A 15076-nucleotide genomic window follows, 5' to 3' on the forward strand; every position below is an offset into this window, starting at 1 on the left:
CCCAGGGCGGAAGGTTCCGGCTGCCGGAAGCGCGGCGCGGCCGTCGCACCGAACGATCCCCTGACACACCGCCTCCAGAAATTGCTACAATCCAAGGCTTTGCTGGCAAATCCCCGTCGGCCAATACTAGTTAGAGACGGGGAAACCCGCTGTGAATGGCTGCAGGGCCCGATCTTCCCCGCAACCCGCTGGCAGCACATACTGGAAACATCACTGAATGACCACCATCCGTGTAAAAGAGAACGAACCCTTCGACGTGGCACTGCGCCGCTTCAAGCGCACCATCGAAAAGCTGGGCCTGCTGACCGACCTGCGCGCCCGTGAGTTCTACGAAAAGCCGACGGCCGAGCGCAAGCGCAAGAAGGCTGCCGCCGTGAAGCGCCACTACAAGCGCGTCCGCAGCATGCAGCTGCCCAAGAAGCTGTACTGATCGGCGCATCGGCCGCCGTATCGACGATTCGTACGGTCGGCCTCGCCGCCGAGAAACCCGCGCTAGGGACGCCAAGCGCGGGTTTTGTCGTTTTGCGGGTCTGCAAAAAGCCCCTCCGGCGTCGTTCCAGCGCCTTGCCGTAGCACAACTACTGTCTGCGGCGCTGGGCCTAGCCGGAGGGGCTTTGTGCAAACCCTTCCGCTCTGCCTGATCCATCCGATCAAATACAAGGAAAGCCATCATGGACCTCAAGGAACAGATCACCGAAGACATGAAGACCGCCATGCGCGCCAAGGACTCCGAGCGCCTGGGCACCATCCGGCTGCTGCAGGCCGCGATGAAGCAGAAGGAAGTGGACGAGCGCGTGGCGCTGGACGATGCCGCCATCGTCGCGATCGTGGACAAGCTCATCAAGCAGCGCAAGGATTCGATTGCCGCCTTCGAGGGCGCGGGCCGCCAGGATCTGGCCGACAAGGAGAAGTCGGAGATGGCGGTGCTGCAGGCCTATCTGCCGGAGCGCATGTCGGCCGACGAGGTGACGGCGGCCGTGCAGGCCATCGTGGCCGAGCTGGGTGCCGCGGGCCCGGGCGACATGGGCAAGGTGATGGGCGTGGTGAAGACGCGCCTGGCGGGCAAGGCCGACATGGGCCAGGTGTCGGCCGCCGTGAAGGCAGCCCTGGCCGGCTGACGGCCCACGTCCCTCCTCCCAGGGCGCGGCCATGCGCGGCGCCCCGGTCATCGCTGCCAGCGCTCCCCCCGGGAGGCTGGCAGTTTTTCATGGCGCGGCCGCAGCCGCAGTGCGGGTCGTGGCGGCCGCCGCAGCCGCTGCCGCCGCGGGATGCGGATGGGCCGCCATCAGGGCCTCGTCGCGGGCAGCGGCGCGCAGCGCGGCGGGGCGCTGCTGGTGGGGCCGCACATAGTCCTCGAACGCGGCCCGGCGCTCCAGCATCCCGAAGCGCATGTAGAAGCCCATCACCGAGGCGACATACAGGTCGGCCACGGTGAAGCCGGCGCCCACCAGGTACGCCTTGCCGGCCACCGCCTGCTCCAGCGTGCGCAGCAGGTCGGCCTCGTTGCCGTAGCCCGCCTCGGACGTGGGCGCCAGGGCGCCGTACTTGCGCGCGGTGAGGAACGACTCCACCGGCCCGGCCGCGAAGAACAGCCAGCGGTAGCACAGGCCGCGCAGCGCCGAGCCGGCCGGCGGCAGCAGCGCCTTTTCGGGGGCCAGGTCCGCCAGGTGGGCGCAGATGGCGGCGTTCTCGGTGATCGTCACGCCGCCATGGCGCAGCGCGGGCACCTTGCCCATCGGGTTGATCGCGAGGTAATCCGATGACTTCATCGTGCTGCCGTAGTCCAGGATGACCTCCTCGTACGGCAGGCCGGTCTCCTCCAGCATCCAGCGGCTGACCCGGCCGCGGGACATGGGGTGGGTGTAGAAGGTCAGGGATTCGTCGTGCATCGCGGGCTCCAGGGTTGAAAGAGCCCGCAGTCTGCGCGCCGCCGATGTCAGATCCTGTCAGCAGTCGGTTCCCGCACGGCGCTGCCGGCCTGCTGCAGGCGCTCCTGCCGCCAGCGCCGCAGGAGGTCGTGGCGCTGGGCCGGATAGCGCATGCCGGTGTCTTCCAGCGACAGCACCCGGTCGGCCCGGAAGTGGCGGAAATCCTGGCGCAGCTCGCACCAGCCCGCCAGCAGGCGCATCCGGTCGAGGAATGCCATGGCGAACGGCCAGACCACCCGCTCGGTCACCGCGTCGCCGGCATCCGTGTAGCGCATGCGCACCGCATGGCCCGCGCGGATGGCGTGGCGCAGGGTGCCCAGCCAGGGCTCGGGCGGCGGGCCGGACCACTGCGGAGCGAACAGCCCGCTGGTCTCCACCTCGAGGCGCAGCAGGGCCGGCAGCGTGCTGGCGATGCGCTCCATGCCCTGCGCCGCGGCGCGGGCCAGCACGGGATCGGCATGGGCCGCAACCCAGCGCGCGCCCAGCAGCAGCGCCTCCAGCTCGTCGGGCGGGAACATCATCGGCGGCAGCAGGAAGCCGGGGCGCAGCTGGTAGCCGACGCCCGCGTCGCCCGCGACGTCGGCCCCCTGCTCCCGCAGCACGGCGATGTCGCGGTACAGCGTGCGCAGGCTCACGCCCAGGCGCTCGGCCAGCAGCGCGCCGGCGACGGGATGGCGGCAGCGGCGCAGTTCGTCCAGCAACTGCAGCAACCGGGCAGAGCGGACGGGGCGGTTCATGCGGTCTCCGTGGCCCAGGTCTCGCGCGAGAGATGGGCCTGCAGGAACTCCACGCACACGCGCACCTTGGCCGAGCGCTCCAGCCGCGTCGGATACACGGCCCAGACATTGGCCTCCTGCTGCCATTCGGGCAGCAGCCGCACCAGCCGCCCCGCCGCCAGCTCGGGCCCGACGTCCCAGAGCGACCGCAGCACGATGCCGCGTCCGTCCACCGCCCACTGCACCGCCATCTCGCCATGGTTGGCCGACAGCGGCCCGCGCACCTTCACCGTGCGGTCCGCCGCGCCGCTGCGCAGCCGCCAGACGCCGAAGGGGTGGTCGCGCTCCTTGATCACCAGGCAGTCGTGGCCGGCCAGGTCGTCCAGCGCGCGGGGCATGCCCTTGCGTGCCAGGTAGGCCGGCGCGGCGCACAGCACGCGGCAGTTGCCGGCCAGCCGGCGGGCGATCAGGTGCGGCGCGATCTCGTCGCCCACGCGCACGTCCAGATCGAACCCCTCCCCCGCCACGTCCACCAGCCGGTCGAACACTTCGAGCCGCACCTGCAGGCCCGGGTGGCGCTCCACCAGCCGCGACACCGCGGGCGCCACGATGCGCCGCCCGAAGCCGAAGCTGCAGCTCACCCGCAGCAGCCCGCGCGGCTCGCGGCGCGTCACGGCCACCTCCTGCAGCAGCTGGTCCCAATCGTCGAGGATGCGCTGCGCCCAGTGGAAGACGCGCTCGCCCTCCTCCGTCACCGCCACGCGGCGAGTGGTGCGGTGCAGGAGCTTCACGGCCAGTTCCTCCTCGAGCAGGCGGATGCGCTTGCTGACGTAGGCAGGCGATGCGCCCAGCTCGGCAGCAGCATGCGCGAAGCTGGCCCGGCGCACCACGGCGGTGAAGACCCGCAGGTCGTCGGTAGCGGGCGTTTTATGCACGGTGCGTGAACAATGGAACCACGGATGGCGGATTGTATTGCACCGCGGTTTGCCGAAGAATCGGCTTCATGCGGTCGGCCAGGCTCCTCGGCGCGCCGGCCACCGATCCCTCCTTTCCACGCCTTTTTCCGGAGACTCCGCCCATGTCCAACCCCTCCCAGACCTTCAAGATCGCCGTCCTGCCCGGCGACGGCATCGGCAAGGAAGTCATGCCCGAAGGCCTGCGTGCAACGAAGGCGGCCGCCGAACGCTTCGGCATCGCGCTGGAACTGCACACCTTCGACTGGGCGAGCTGCGACTACTACCTCGCGCACGGGAAGATGATGCCCGACGACTGGAAGGCGCAACTGCAGGGCATGGACGCGATCTTCTTCGGTGCCGTCGGCTGGCCGGCCACCGTGCCCGACCACGTCTCGCTCTGGGGCTCGCTGCTCAAGTTCCGCCGCGAATTCGACCAGTACATCAACCTGCGGCCCGTGCGCCTGTTCGAGGGCGTGCCCTGCCCGCTGGCCGGCCGCAAGCCCGGCGACATCGACTACTACGTGGTGCGCGAGAACACCGAAGGCGAATACACGTCGCTGGGCGGGATCATGTACGAGGGCACCGACCGCGAAATCGTGATCCAGGAATCGGTCTATTCGCGCAAGGGCGCCGAGCGGCTGCTGAAGTTCGCCTTCGACCTCGCCCAGAGCCGCCCGAAGAAGCACGTCACGCTCGCCACCAAGAGCAACGGCATCGCCATCAGCATGCCCTGGTGGGACCAGCGCGCGGACGACGTGGCCAAGGGCTACCCGGGCATCACGCTGGACAAGCAGCACATCGACATCCTGACGGCGCGCTTCGTGCTGCAGCCCGGGCGCTTCGACGTGGTGGCGGCGACCAACCTCTTCGGCGACATCCTCTCGGACCTGGGGCCCGCCACCACCGGCACCATCGGCCTCGCGCCCTCGGCCAACCTGAACCCCGAGCGCACGTTCCCCAGCCTGTTCGAGCCGGTGCACGGCTCGGCGCCGGACATCTACGGCAGGAACATCGCCAACCCGATCGCCATGGTCTGGTCGGGTGCGCTGATGCTGGACTTCCTCACGCAGGGCCAGGGCGCCGGCCGGCAGGCGCACGATGCGATCGTCGCGGCGATCGAGGAAGTGATCAAGACCGGACCGAAGACGCCGGACCTGGGCGGCACCGCGAACACGACGCAGGTGGGCGAGGCGATCGCCGCGGCCATCGCTCGCGGCTGACCCGGCCCGGCGCGCCGCCGGCAACGGCCGCCAACCCTGCACGCCCGCGGCGGGCGGCAGCCCGATAAACTGGCTGCTTCCCCACTGCATTTTCTTCCGGCATGCGATTGAACGCCCTGTTGCGCCCCCTGGGCATCCTGAGTGCGGCGGCGCTCACCGCCTGCGGCAGTGCGCCGCCCGCGGCCCCGGTGGCATCGCCGGCCGCGCCGCCCCAGGCCACGCCCGCATCCGCCCCCCAGCCCGCCGCCATCAAGGTGGGCATCGCCCTGGGCGGCGGCGCGGCCAAGGGCTTTGCGCACATCGGCGTCATCAAGATGCTGGAGGCCAACGGCTTCGCGCCCGCCGTGGTGGCCGGCACGAGCGCCGGCAGCGTCGTGGGCGCGCTGTATGCGAGCGGCATGAATGCGTTCGAACTGCAGGAAAAGGCCGTGGCGCTCGACGAGGCGAAGATCCGCGACCTGCAGCTGGCGTCCGGCGGCCTGATCCTCGGCCAGAAGCTCGAAGACTACGTGAACGCGCAGCTGCGCAACCAGCCGATCGAGCGGCTGGCCAGGCCGTTCGCCGCCGTGGCGACGCGGCTGGAGGACGGCGAGCGCACCGTGTTCACGCGCGGCAACACCGGCCAGGCGGTGCGCGCCTCCAGCAGCATCCCGGGCGTGTTCCAGCCCGTGGCGATCGGCAAAGTCCACTTCGTGGACGGCGGCGTGGTGAGCCCGGTGCCGGTCGATGCCGCGCGCCAGCTCGGCGCGGACGTGGTGGTCGCCGTGGACATCTCCAACAGGGCGCGCGGCCAGGCGCCGGCCGGCATGCTCGGCACCCTGGGCCAGTCGATCGCGATCATGGGGCAGAAGCTCGGCCAGGCCGAACTCGCGCGCGCCGACGTGGTCGTGCGCCCGCAGGTGCTGGACATCGGCGCGGCCGATTTCACGCAGCGCGCCAGCGCCATCCTCGAAGGCGAGAAAGCCGCCCTGGCCGCGATGCCGCAGATCCGCGAACGCATCGCGCAGCTGCAGGCGGCGCGTGCCGAGGCCACGCGGCTCGCGCAGCAGAAGGCCGCCGAGGCGCAGCACCAGGCCTGCCTGGAGCAGCGCTCGCGGCTGCAGAAGCTGGCCGGCATGGCGGGGCTGGACGGCTCCTGCCCGGCGCCCTGAGGCCTTACCGAGTCAGCCGGCGGCGCGCATGGCGTCCGCCGCCGCGCCGTGGCCCCGGGCCTGCAGCGCATCGGCCGCGCCCGCACGGTCGCGCGGTTCCTTGTTCTGGCTCAGCTTGGCCTTGCCCACCAGCGAGGTCACGGCGATCTCGATGCCGACGATGTGCCGCAGCAGTTCGTCCACGAAGCCCGGCGCGGCATCGCCCATCTTCCAGGGAACGGGCTCGCCGGCCTCGTGCCGCTTCGTGAGGCGCGCGACGATGCGGCGCACGAAGCGCTCGTCGTCGTGCACGGTGAGCGTGCCGTGCGCATGCACGACTTCGTAGTTCCACGTCGGCACCTGCCGGTGCGCCTCGTGCTTGCTCGGGTACCAGCTGGGCGAGATGTACGCCTCCGCCCCGCGGAACACCACCATCACGGGCGCCCCGCCGGCGCAGCGCCGCCACAGCGGGTTGGCGCGGGCCACGTGGGCGCGCAGCACGCCGTGCGGCCCTTCGCCGGGGTCGAATGCGAACGGGATGTGGTCGGCGTCCAGCCCGCCCCCGCCGTGCGTGACGAGCATGCCGAGGGGGTGGTCCTGGACGATGCGGGCGAGGTCTTCGGGGCGGGTCACCGCGAAATGGTCGGGGATGTACATCACCGGAGAATACCGCCGGCAACGGCTCCCGGCACGCACGCATGCGCCCGCTTCCTACGGCCGGCCCCGCCTGGGGAGGATAAGGTGCCGCCATGTCCCTCGGCAGCGATATTCCGGCACGGCTCGATCGCCTTCCCTGGTCGGGCTGGCACTGGCGCGTGGTCATCGCGCTGGGCATCGCCTGGGTGCTCGACGGGCTGGAAGTCACCATCGTCGGCTCGCTCGGCAGCGCGCTGGAGCGCCCCGACACGCTGGGCTTGAGCGCCTCGCAGGTCGGCTGGACGGCATCGCTCTACGTGGCCGGCGCGGTGCTCGGCGCGCTGGTCTTCGGCCGCATGGCGGATGCCCTGGGCCGCAAACGCCTCTTCATGCTGACGCTGATGGTCTACATGGCCGCCACCGTGGCCACGGCCTTCACCAGCAGCTTCGCCGCGTTCGCGTTCTGCCGGTTCCTCACGGGCATCGGCATCGGCGGCGAATACGCGGCGATCAATTCCGCCATCGACGAACTCATCCCGGCCCGCGTGCGCGGCCGCGTGAACCTGGCGATCAACGGCAGCTTCTGGCTGGGCGCCGCGCTCGGGGCCGCGTTGAGCCTCGTGCTGCTGGATGCCCGCGTGCTCGGCCCGGAGCATGGCTGGCGTGCCGCGTTCCTGATGGGGGCGCTGCTCGGCGTCGCCGTGCTGCTGGTGCGCCGGCACGTACCTGAGAGCCCCCGCTGGCTGCTGACGCACGGCCGCGCGGAGGAAGCCGAGCGCGTCGTGGCGGACATCGAACGCCGCGTGCATGGCGCGGCGCCGCCGCCCGCGCCGGCAGCGGCAGAGGGGCTTCCGGCGCAACGCCCGGGCCGCGAAACGTCGGCCGCGGCCGCCCCCGCATCCCGGCAGCCCGGCGGGCTGCCCACGGCGCGGCAGGTGGCGCATGTGCTGCTGCGCCGCTACCCGCAGCGCAGCGCCGTGGTGCTGGCCCTGATGGTGTCGCAGGCGTTCTTCTACAACGCGATCTTCTTCACCTACGCGCTGGTGCTCACACGCTTCTACGGCGTGGATGCCAGCCGGGTGGGCCTCTACATCTTCCCGTTCGCCGCCGGCAACGTACTGGGGCCGCTGCTGCTGGGCCCCCTGTTCGACCGCGTCGGACGGCGCGTGATGATCACCGCCACCTATGCGCTGGCCGGCATCGCGCTCGCGGCCACCGGCATCGGCTTCGTGAACGGCTGGCTCGACGCGACCACGCAGACCGTCGCCTGGTCGGTCGTGTTCTTCCTCGCCTCGGCGGCGGCCAGCTCGGCCTACCTGACGGTGAGCGAGGTCTTCCCGCTGGAAATGCGCGCGCTCGCCATTTCCCTCTTCTACGCCGTGGGCACCGGTGTCGGGGGTTTCGCGGCCCCTGCTCTGTTCGGCGCGCTCATCGACACGGGCAGCCGCGAGAACGTGTTCATGGGCTACCTGCTGGGCGCGGCGCTGGTGCTGCTGGCGGCAGGGGTGACGTGGCGCTGGGCGGTGGATGCGGAGCGGAAATCGCTGGAGGAGATCGCGCCGCCGCTGGGCAGCGACGGCTGAACCGCAGCGCCCATCCGATGCGGGCGCGCCGGCACGGCGCCCGGGCCGCCGGCATTCACGGCCGGCCGCCGCGCTCCCGCAGGCACTCCACCAACCCTTCCGTCACCGCCGTCCATTCCCGCCCCCGCATCCGGATGATCCCCACCGGCGGCAACTCCACCGGCACCGGCAGCTTCAGCACCGCCACCATGCCCTGCTCGGCGCAATGCCGCGCCACGGCGCGTGCCATGAAGGCCACGGCGCCGCGCTGCTGCACGAAAGTGATCTGCGAGAGGAACGAGGCCGATTCGACGATGTCGGCGGGCGGATGCAGGCCGTGCGCGAAGAACTGCTGCTCCAGCTTCACGCGCAGCGAGGCCCAGGGCGGCGGCAGCACGCAGGGCTGCGCGGCGATGTCGCACCAGCGGGGCTGGCGCTTGCGGGCCAGGGGATGGCCGGGGCGCACGACGGCGACCATGGGGTCGTCATAGAGGGCCTCGGTTTCCAGGTCCGGCGAGGCGTAGCCGGGTTCGAGCCGGCCGACGAACAGGTCCAGCTCGCCCAGGCGCAGTTTCGGCAGCAGGCGGGTCAGGTCGCCTTCCTCGATGAGCACCGTGGCATGGGGTGAGCGCGCCTTGAACGCTTCCACGGCCTGCGCGAGCAGCACCGGGGTGGCGGCCACCATCGCGCCCACGCTGGTGCGGCCGCGCGCGCCGCTGGCTTCTGAAGCGATCTCGTCGCGCGTGCGCTCGTAGCCGGCGAGCACCGAGCGTGCGAAGCGCACCACGCTCGCACCCGCGGCGGTGGGCTCGGTGCCGCGCGTGGACCGCTCGAAGAGCAGCAGGCCGAACATGCGCTCGATCTCCGCGAGCGTTTTCGATACGGCCGGCTGGGTGACCGAGAGGAACTCCGCCGCGCGGCCGACGTGGCGGAACTGGTCGAGCGCCACCAGCATCTGCAGGTGCCGCAGCTTGAGGTTGGAACGCAGCACGCGGTCGATCTGGGCCATGGCCGTTCATTCCGTTATGGTTATGAAGAGAGTCGATATTGTCATTGGATCGGCATGGGCTGCTTCTGAACAATGGCGGCTGTCCTCACCGACAGATAAAAACCAGGAGACAAATCCATGCAGACCCCACGCTGCGGCCGGCGCCAGTTCGTTCTGGGCGCCTTCGGCACCGCCACGCTCGCCCTCGCCTCCGCGCCCTCCCGCCTGCTGGCGCAGGGCACCTACCCGGACCGTCCGATCACCTTCATCTGCCCCTGGCCGGCGGGCGGCACGGCCGACCAGTCGATGCGCACGCTGTGCACGGTGGCCGGCCGCGTGCTCGGCCAGCCGATCGCGGTGGAGAACCGCGCGGGCGCTTCCGGCATGATCGGCTCCAAAGCCCTGGCCGGCGCGAAGCCGGACGGCTACACGATCGGGCAGATCCCGATCTCCGTCACGCGGTTCTCGCAACTGGGCACCCTGCAGGCCGATCCGCGCAAGGATTTCACGTACATCGCGCGCACGTCGGGCCAGACCTTCGGCATCGCGGTGCCGGCGAACTCGCCGTTCAAGACGCTCAAGGAGTTCGTGGACTACGCGAAGGCCCATCCGGGCAAGGTGACGTACGCGCATGCCGGCGTCGGTGGCGCGACGCACGTGGGCATGGAGGAATTCGCCAGCGTCGCGGGCATCCAGCTGAACCATGTGCCCTACAAGGGCGGTGCCGAAGCGCTGCAGGGCGTGCTGGGCGGCCACGTGGACGCGCTGGCGGATTCCAGCTCGTGGGCTCCGCACGTGGAATCCGGCAAGCTGCGGCTGCTGGCCACCTGGGGCGAGCAGCGCACCGCGCGCTTCAAGGACGTGCCGACGCTGCGCGAGCTGGGCTGGGACGTGGTGGTGGATGCTCCCAACGGCATCGGCGCGCCGAAAGGCCTGGACCCTGCCGTGGCGGCCAGGCTGCGCGACGCCTTCCGCCAGGCCGTCGCGAGCCCGGAATTCAAGGCCGTGGCCGACAAGCTCGACGCACCGCTGCTGTACCTGGACGGCCCCGACTACGAGAAGTACGTGAACACGGTCTACGCCAAGGAAACCGTGCTGATCGATAAATTGAAGCTGCGCGAACTGATGAAGTCCTGATCACCTGCCCATGATGGAACCCCGCATGCTCCGCCCTGACAGTCCGCTGCTGCACCTGCACCCCCACGACAACGTGTTCGTCGCCAAGACGGCGCTGGCGCTGGGGCAGGAGATTCCCGAGCTGGGGGTGCGCACGCGCGCCCAGGTGCCGCCGGGCCACAAGATCGCGGCGCGGCGCATCGCGCAGGGCGAGCAAGTGAAGAAGTACGACACGGTGATCGGCGTGGCGACGCGCGACCTGGAGCCCGGCGAGTACGTGCACAGCCACAACCTGCAGCTCGTGGACTATTACCGCGACCCGGCCTTCGGCACGGACGTGCGTCCCGTGGACTACGTGCCCGAGAGCGAGCGCGCGACGTTCCAGGGCTTCGTGCGCGCCGACGGCAGCGTGGGCACGCGGAATTTCATCGGCATCCTGTCGTCGGTCAACTGCTCCGCCACGGTCATCAAGCAGATCGCCGCGCACTTCACGCCCGAGCGTCTGCGGGACTTCCCGCACGTGGACGGCGTGGTCGCCTTCGCGCAGACCAGCGGCTGCGGCATGTCGTCGCCCAGCGAGCATTTCGACGTGCTGCGCCGCACGATCGCGGGCTATGCGCGGCACCCGAACCTGGCGGGCGTGCTGATCGTGGGCCTGGGCTGCGAGCGCAACCAGGTGGACGGCCTCGTGGAATCCCAGGGGCTGGAGCGCGGCCGGCTGCTGCACACGCTGGTGATGCAGGACGTGGGCGGCACGCGCGCCACCATCGCCGCCGGCATCGCGGCCATCGAGGCGATGCTGCCCGCGGCCGACGCGGCGCGCCGCAGCACGGTGCCCGCCAGCCACCTGAAGATCGGGCTCGAATGCGGCGGGTCGGACGGCTTCTCGGGCATCACGGCCAACCCGGCGCTGGGCGCGGCGATGGACGTGCTCGTGCGCCACGGCGGCACCGCCATCCTGTCGGAAACGCCGGAGATCCATGGCGTGGAGTTCATGCTCACGCGCCGCGCCGTCACCCCGGCAGTGGGGCAGAAGCTGCTCGACCGCCTGGCCTGGTGGGAGCGCTATGCCGCCGGGCAGAACGCCCAGTTCAACGGCGTGGTGGGCCACGGCAACCAGGCCGGGGGCCTGGCGAACATCTTCGAGAAGTCGCTCGGCTCGGCCATGAAGGGCGGAACCACGCCGCTGCGCGCGGTGTACGAATACGCCGAGCGCATCGACGAGAGCGGCTTCGTCTTCATGGATTCGCCGGGCTACGACCCGGTGGCCGCCACGGGCCAGATCGCGAGCGGCGCGCAGCTCATCTGCTTCACGACCGGGCGCGGCTCGATGTTCGGCAGCAAGCCGGCACCGACGATCAAGCTCGCCAGCAACACGCCCATGTACCGCCGGCTGGAGGAGGACATGGACATCAACTGCGGCGTGATCCTGGACGGCGAGCTGACGGTGCCCGAGATGGGCGGGCGCATCTTCGCGCAGATCCTGCGGCATGCGAGCGGCGAGGCGACCAAGAGCGAGCTGCTGGGCCTGGGCGACCACGAGTTCGTGCCCTGGCACCTGGGCATCGTGAGCTGAGACTTTCCTTCCTTTTTCCTGCGCGAAATGACCACCTCCTCTTCCTCGCCTGCCTCCCCCCTCTCCGCCGCGCGCCCGCTGGTGCGCAGCCAGCTCTGCATTGCCGGCCGCTGGCGGGCGGCGGCCAGCGGCGCGACCTTCGCCGTCACCGACCCGGCCACGGGCGACGCGATCGCGCACGTGCCCGACGGCGGCGCCGAGGACGCGCGCGCCGCCACCGATGCCGCCCACGCGGCCTTCGCCGCCTGGCGCCACGTGCCGGCCAAGCAGCGCGCGGCCCTCATCAAGCGCTGGAACGATCTCGTGCTGGCCCGCCAGGACGGGCTCGGCGCGCTCATCTCGCTGGAGCAGGGCAAGCCGCTGGCGGAGGGCAAGGGCGAGGTCGCCTATGCCGCGAGCTACATCGAATGGTTCGGCGAAGAGGCCACGCGGATGAACGGCGAGGTCATCCCCGCGCCCGTGCCGGGCCGGCGCATGTTCGCCCTCAAGGAACCCGTGGGCGTGGTGGCCGCCATCACGCCGTGGAACTTCCCCGCCGCGATGATCGCGCGCAAGATCGCCCCCGCGCTCGCCGCCGGCTGCACGGTGGTCTGCAAGCCCGCGGAAGACACGCCGCTCACCTCGCTCGCGCTCGTCGCCCTGGCCGAGGAAGCAGGCATTCCGCCGGGCGTGCTCAACATCGTCACCGCCTCGCGCGAGCACACGCCCGCGGTGGTGGATGCATGGCTCGACGACCCGCGCGTGCGCAAGATCACCTTCACGGGCTCCACGCCCGTGGGCAAGCACCTGGCGCGCCGCAGCGCCGATACGCTCAAGAAGCTCTCCCTGGAGCTGGGCGGCAACGCACCCTTCATCGTGTTCGAGGATGCCGACGTGGATGCGGCGGTGGATGGCTTCATGGCCGCGAAGTTCCGCAACGGCGGGCAGACCTGCGTGTGCCCCAACCGCGTGTTCGTGCACCGCGCCGTGCACGATGATTTCGCGCAGAAGCTCGCTGCCCGCGTGCAGGCCCTGCACGTGGGCCCGGCGACGGACCCGGCCTCGCAGATCGGCCCGATGATCAACGCGCGCGCCGTCGAGAAGATCGAGCGCCATGTGCAGGACGCCGTGGCCCGCGGTGCGGCGGTGCTCACCGGCGGCCGGCGCCTTGAGGCACTGGGCGCCCACTACTACGCGCCCACCGTGCTCACGGGCGCCGACGCCAGCATGGCCTGCGCCTGCGAGGAGACCTTCGGCCCGGTGGCGCCGCTCACCGTCTTCGACGGCGAAGAGGAAGTGATCGCCGCCGCCAACGACACGCCCTTCGGCCTGGCCGCGTACTTCTACAGCAACGACGTGCGCCGCATCTGGCGCGTGGCCGATGCGCTGGAGAGCGGTATCGTCGGCATCAACGAGGGCGCGCTCGCGGCCGAGGCCGCGCCGTTCGGCGGCGTGAAGGAGTCGGGCTATGGCCGCGAAGGCTCCACCCACGGGCTGGACGACTACCTGCACACCAAGTACCTTTGCCAGGGCGGACTCGGCTGATTCGGCTGGACCGCTTCGCCGTCCCCGACCGACCACCGCATCCGAACCGAAATAGTCCATGCCCGCACACAACCCCTTCAAGGCGGCCCTCGCCGCCCGCCGTCCGCAGATCGGCCTCTGGCTCTCCATGGCCGACCCCTACCTGGCCGAGGCAGCCGCCACCACCGGCTACGACTGGCTGCTAATCGACGGCGAGCATGCGCCCAACGACCTGCGCAGCACGCTGGGCGCCCTGCAGGCCGTCGCGCCCTACCCTTCGCAACCCGTGGTGCGCATCGCCGAAGGCAGCACCGCCCTCATCAAGCAGGTGCTGGACATCGGCGCGCGCACGCTGCTCGTGCCGATGGTGGATACGCCCGAGCAGGCTCGCGCGATCGCCGCCGCCACGCAGTACCCGCCGCACGGCATCCGCGGCGTGGGTAGCGCGGTGGGCCGCGTGTCGCAGTGGAGCGGCCGGGCGGACTACCTCGCCGTGGCCGACGACGAGGTCTGCCTGCTCGTGCAGGCCGAGACGGTGACCGCGCTGCGCCACCTGCCCGCGATCTGCGCGGTGGAGGGCGTGCACGGCGTCTTCATCGGCCCGGCGGACCTGGCGGCCTCCATGGGCCACCGCGGCAACCCCGGCCACCCGGAAGTGCAGGCCGCGATCGAGGACGCCATGCGCACCATCGTCGCGAGCGGCAAGGCCGCGGGCACGCTCACCTCCGACCCGGCGCTGGCGCAGCGCTATCTCGACCTGGGCTGCACCTTCGTGGCGGTGGGGGTGGACGTGCTGATGTTCGTGGGGGCTGCAAGGCGGCTGCGGGCGCAGTTCCAGGGAGCGGACGCTGTCGCGCCGCAGGCACCCAACGCGGCCTATTGAATCGGCGGTACGGTCGCGGTACCTCATCGCCATGAATGTAGGGCAGGCGATCCGGTGGACCTCGGGGTCCGCACCCCAGGCCTCGCGGCCGCGAGGGCTTGCGGCGTGCACACTGAAACACACCGGAGGGCCTGGTCACGGCGGGAGGCCGTGTCCCGCCACTATCATGGACCGGAGGCGGCGGCCACTGCCCTGCCACGTCCCGCACACTCCCCTCGTTCAGAATCCGGTCCGCATGCCTTCAGGTCCTTCCCTCCGCCCACCTTTCGACTTCACCGAACTCGCCGATCAGATCGCGGCGGCCAGCCGCGCGGCCCTGTCCGAGATCTCCGCACGCTGCGGCGACGATCCCGTCCGTGCCTTCGCGCTGTACACCGACGACGGTGCCATGACGGTCTGCCCGGCCCTGGCCACGGAGCGGCAATTGCACACGCTCGCCGATGAAAACCCGGACGAGGCCGACTTCTACCGCTTCAGCCCGACCGAATGGCCGATGGAGGGCAAAGGCGCAGAACCGGCTTTCGGTGCCCTCTGCACCCGGGTGCGCACGCACGTGATGGCGCTGGAAGACGAACCGGAAGAAGACTCCACGGCGTTCGAGGCTTTCCGCGAGGAACTGCTGGAAACCTTCGTGCAGGTGCTGGAGCGCCTGCGCGCGGAAGATCCCGCGTTCGCGGACCCGCGGCTCATGCTGCTGGTCACGGTATCGGACGGCGACGAAACCGCCGCGGTGCTGCGCGACCGCATCGCCCGGCTGAACGGCCCCGATGTGCAGCAGCGGTTCGGAGCATGGGCCGCAACCTGGGCGGACTGAAACAGCCCGCGGTGGCGGCCCCGAGCCACCGCCGCGGCGCCGCGAACG

At 70.8% G+C, this 15076-nt stretch carries 15 protein-coding genes; 10 read left to right on the forward strand and 5 right to left on the reverse strand.

The genetic code is table 11. The annotated features are described in order from the left end of the window. The first annotated feature begins 217 nt into the window (after positions 1-217). Both rpsU and Q9R47_RS19840 read left to right on the forward strand, forming a co-directional pair. A complete protein-coding gene (gene rpsU, locus Q9R47_RS19835) occupies positions 218-430 on the forward strand; it encodes a 30S ribosomal protein S21 (protein ID WP_007833691.1) in 213 nt (70 codons plus the stop codon). Positions 431-671: 241 nt separating this feature from the next. After that, the gene (locus tag Q9R47_RS19840) at positions 672-1118 is read left to right on the forward strand and encodes a GatB/YqeY domain-containing protein (RefSeq protein ID WP_311234836.1); all 447 of its coding nucleotides are present in this window, start codon (positions 672-674) and stop codon (positions 1116-1118) included. 87 nt (positions 1119-1205) lie between these two features. Here the strand turns inward: Q9R47_RS19840 and Q9R47_RS19845 are convergent, their stop codons facing one another. Genes Q9R47_RS19845 through Q9R47_RS19855 form a run of 3 tightly spaced genes read right to left on the reverse strand, consistent with a single transcriptional unit; the run spans position 1206 to position 3579 of the window. Then, complete coding sequence (locus tag Q9R47_RS19845; RefSeq protein WP_311234837.1) at positions 1206-1889, reverse strand: glutathione S-transferase family protein; 684 nt, start codon at positions 1887-1889, stop codon at positions 1206-1208. Between the two features lie 47 nt (positions 1890-1936). Continuing rightward, entirely contained in the window at positions 1937-2665 is a 729-nt protein-coding gene (locus tag Q9R47_RS19850; RefSeq protein WP_311234838.1) for a YafY family protein, read from the reverse strand. Then, positions 2662-3579: a LysR substrate-binding domain-containing protein gene (locus Q9R47_RS19855; RefSeq protein ID WP_311234839.1), complete on the reverse strand. Its 918-nt coding sequence runs from the start codon at positions 3577-3579 to the stop codon at positions 2662-2664. Before Q9R47_RS19855 ends, Q9R47_RS19850 begins: the two co-directional genes overlap by 4 nt. A 143-nt stretch (positions 3580-3722) precedes the next feature. Here Q9R47_RS19855 and Q9R47_RS19860 point away from each other — a divergent pair, with 143 nt between their 5' ends. After that, a complete protein-coding gene (locus Q9R47_RS19860; RefSeq protein WP_311234840.1) occupies positions 3723-4820 on the forward strand; it encodes a tartrate dehydrogenase in 1098 nt (365 codons plus the stop codon). A gap of 101 nt (positions 4821-4921) precedes the next feature. Further along, positions 4922-5971 (forward strand): patatin-like phospholipase family protein, encoded by a 1050-nt coding sequence (locus tag Q9R47_RS19865; protein WP_311234841.1) that lies wholly within the window; start codon positions 4922-4924, stop codon positions 5969-5971. 12 nt (positions 5972-5983) lie between these two features. On the opposite strand, the gene Q9R47_RS19870 is transcribed toward Q9R47_RS19865, so the two are convergent. Then, positions 5984-6607 carry an FMN-binding negative transcriptional regulator gene (locus Q9R47_RS19870; RefSeq protein ID WP_311234842.1) on the reverse strand — a complete coding sequence of 208 codons (624 nt, stop codon included), beginning with the start codon at positions 6605-6607 and terminating at the stop codon, positions 5984-5986. 92 nt (positions 6608-6699) lie between these two features. Between Q9R47_RS19870 and Q9R47_RS19875 the strand changes: the two genes are divergently transcribed. Further along, entirely contained in the window at positions 6700-8169 is a 1470-nt protein-coding gene (locus Q9R47_RS19875; protein WP_311234843.1) for an MFS transporter, read from the forward strand. Positions 8170-8224: 55 nt separating this feature from the next. Here the strand turns inward: Q9R47_RS19875 and Q9R47_RS19880 are convergent, their stop codons facing one another. Beyond that, positions 8225-9157: a LysR substrate-binding domain-containing protein gene (locus Q9R47_RS19880; protein WP_311234844.1), complete on the reverse strand. Its 933-nt coding sequence runs from the start codon at positions 9155-9157 to the stop codon at positions 8225-8227. A gap of 117 nt (positions 9158-9274) precedes the next feature. On the opposite strand from Q9R47_RS19880, the gene Q9R47_RS19885 reads away from it, so the two are divergent. From Q9R47_RS19885 to Q9R47_RS19905, 5 genes are all read left to right on the forward strand, one after another. Next, positions 9275-10273 carry a tripartite tricarboxylate transporter substrate binding protein gene (locus Q9R47_RS19885; protein ID WP_311234845.1) on the forward strand — a complete coding sequence of 333 codons (999 nt, stop codon included), beginning with the start codon at positions 9275-9277 and terminating at the stop codon, positions 10271-10273. A 25-nt stretch (positions 10274-10298) separates the two neighbouring features. Beyond that, positions 10299-11828, forward strand: coding sequence for an altronate dehydratase family protein (locus tag Q9R47_RS19890; RefSeq protein ID WP_311234846.1), 1530 nt, complete (start codon positions 10299-10301; stop codon positions 11826-11828). Between the two features lie 27 nt (positions 11829-11855). After that, positions 11856-13352 carry an NAD-dependent succinate-semialdehyde dehydrogenase gene (locus Q9R47_RS19895; RefSeq protein WP_311234847.1) on the forward strand — a complete coding sequence of 499 codons (1497 nt, stop codon included), beginning with the start codon at positions 11856-11858 and terminating at the stop codon, positions 13350-13352. A gap of 58 nt (positions 13353-13410) precedes the next feature. Continuing rightward, entirely contained in the window at positions 13411-14214 is an 804-nt protein-coding gene (locus tag Q9R47_RS19900) for an HpcH/HpaI aldolase/citrate lyase family protein (RefSeq protein WP_311234848.1), read from the forward strand. A gap of 235 nt (positions 14215-14449) precedes the next feature. After that, positions 14450-15028: a DUF4303 domain-containing protein gene (locus Q9R47_RS19905; protein WP_311234849.1), complete on the forward strand. Its 579-nt coding sequence runs from the start codon at positions 14450-14452 to the stop codon at positions 15026-15028. Positions 15029-15076 lie beyond the last annotated feature (48 nt).

This window comes from Acidovorax sp. PRC11 (genome assembly GCF_031844105.1).
In the GTDB taxonomy this organism is placed as follows: Bacteria; Pseudomonadota; Gammaproteobacteria; order Burkholderiales; family Burkholderiaceae_C; genus Paracidovorax.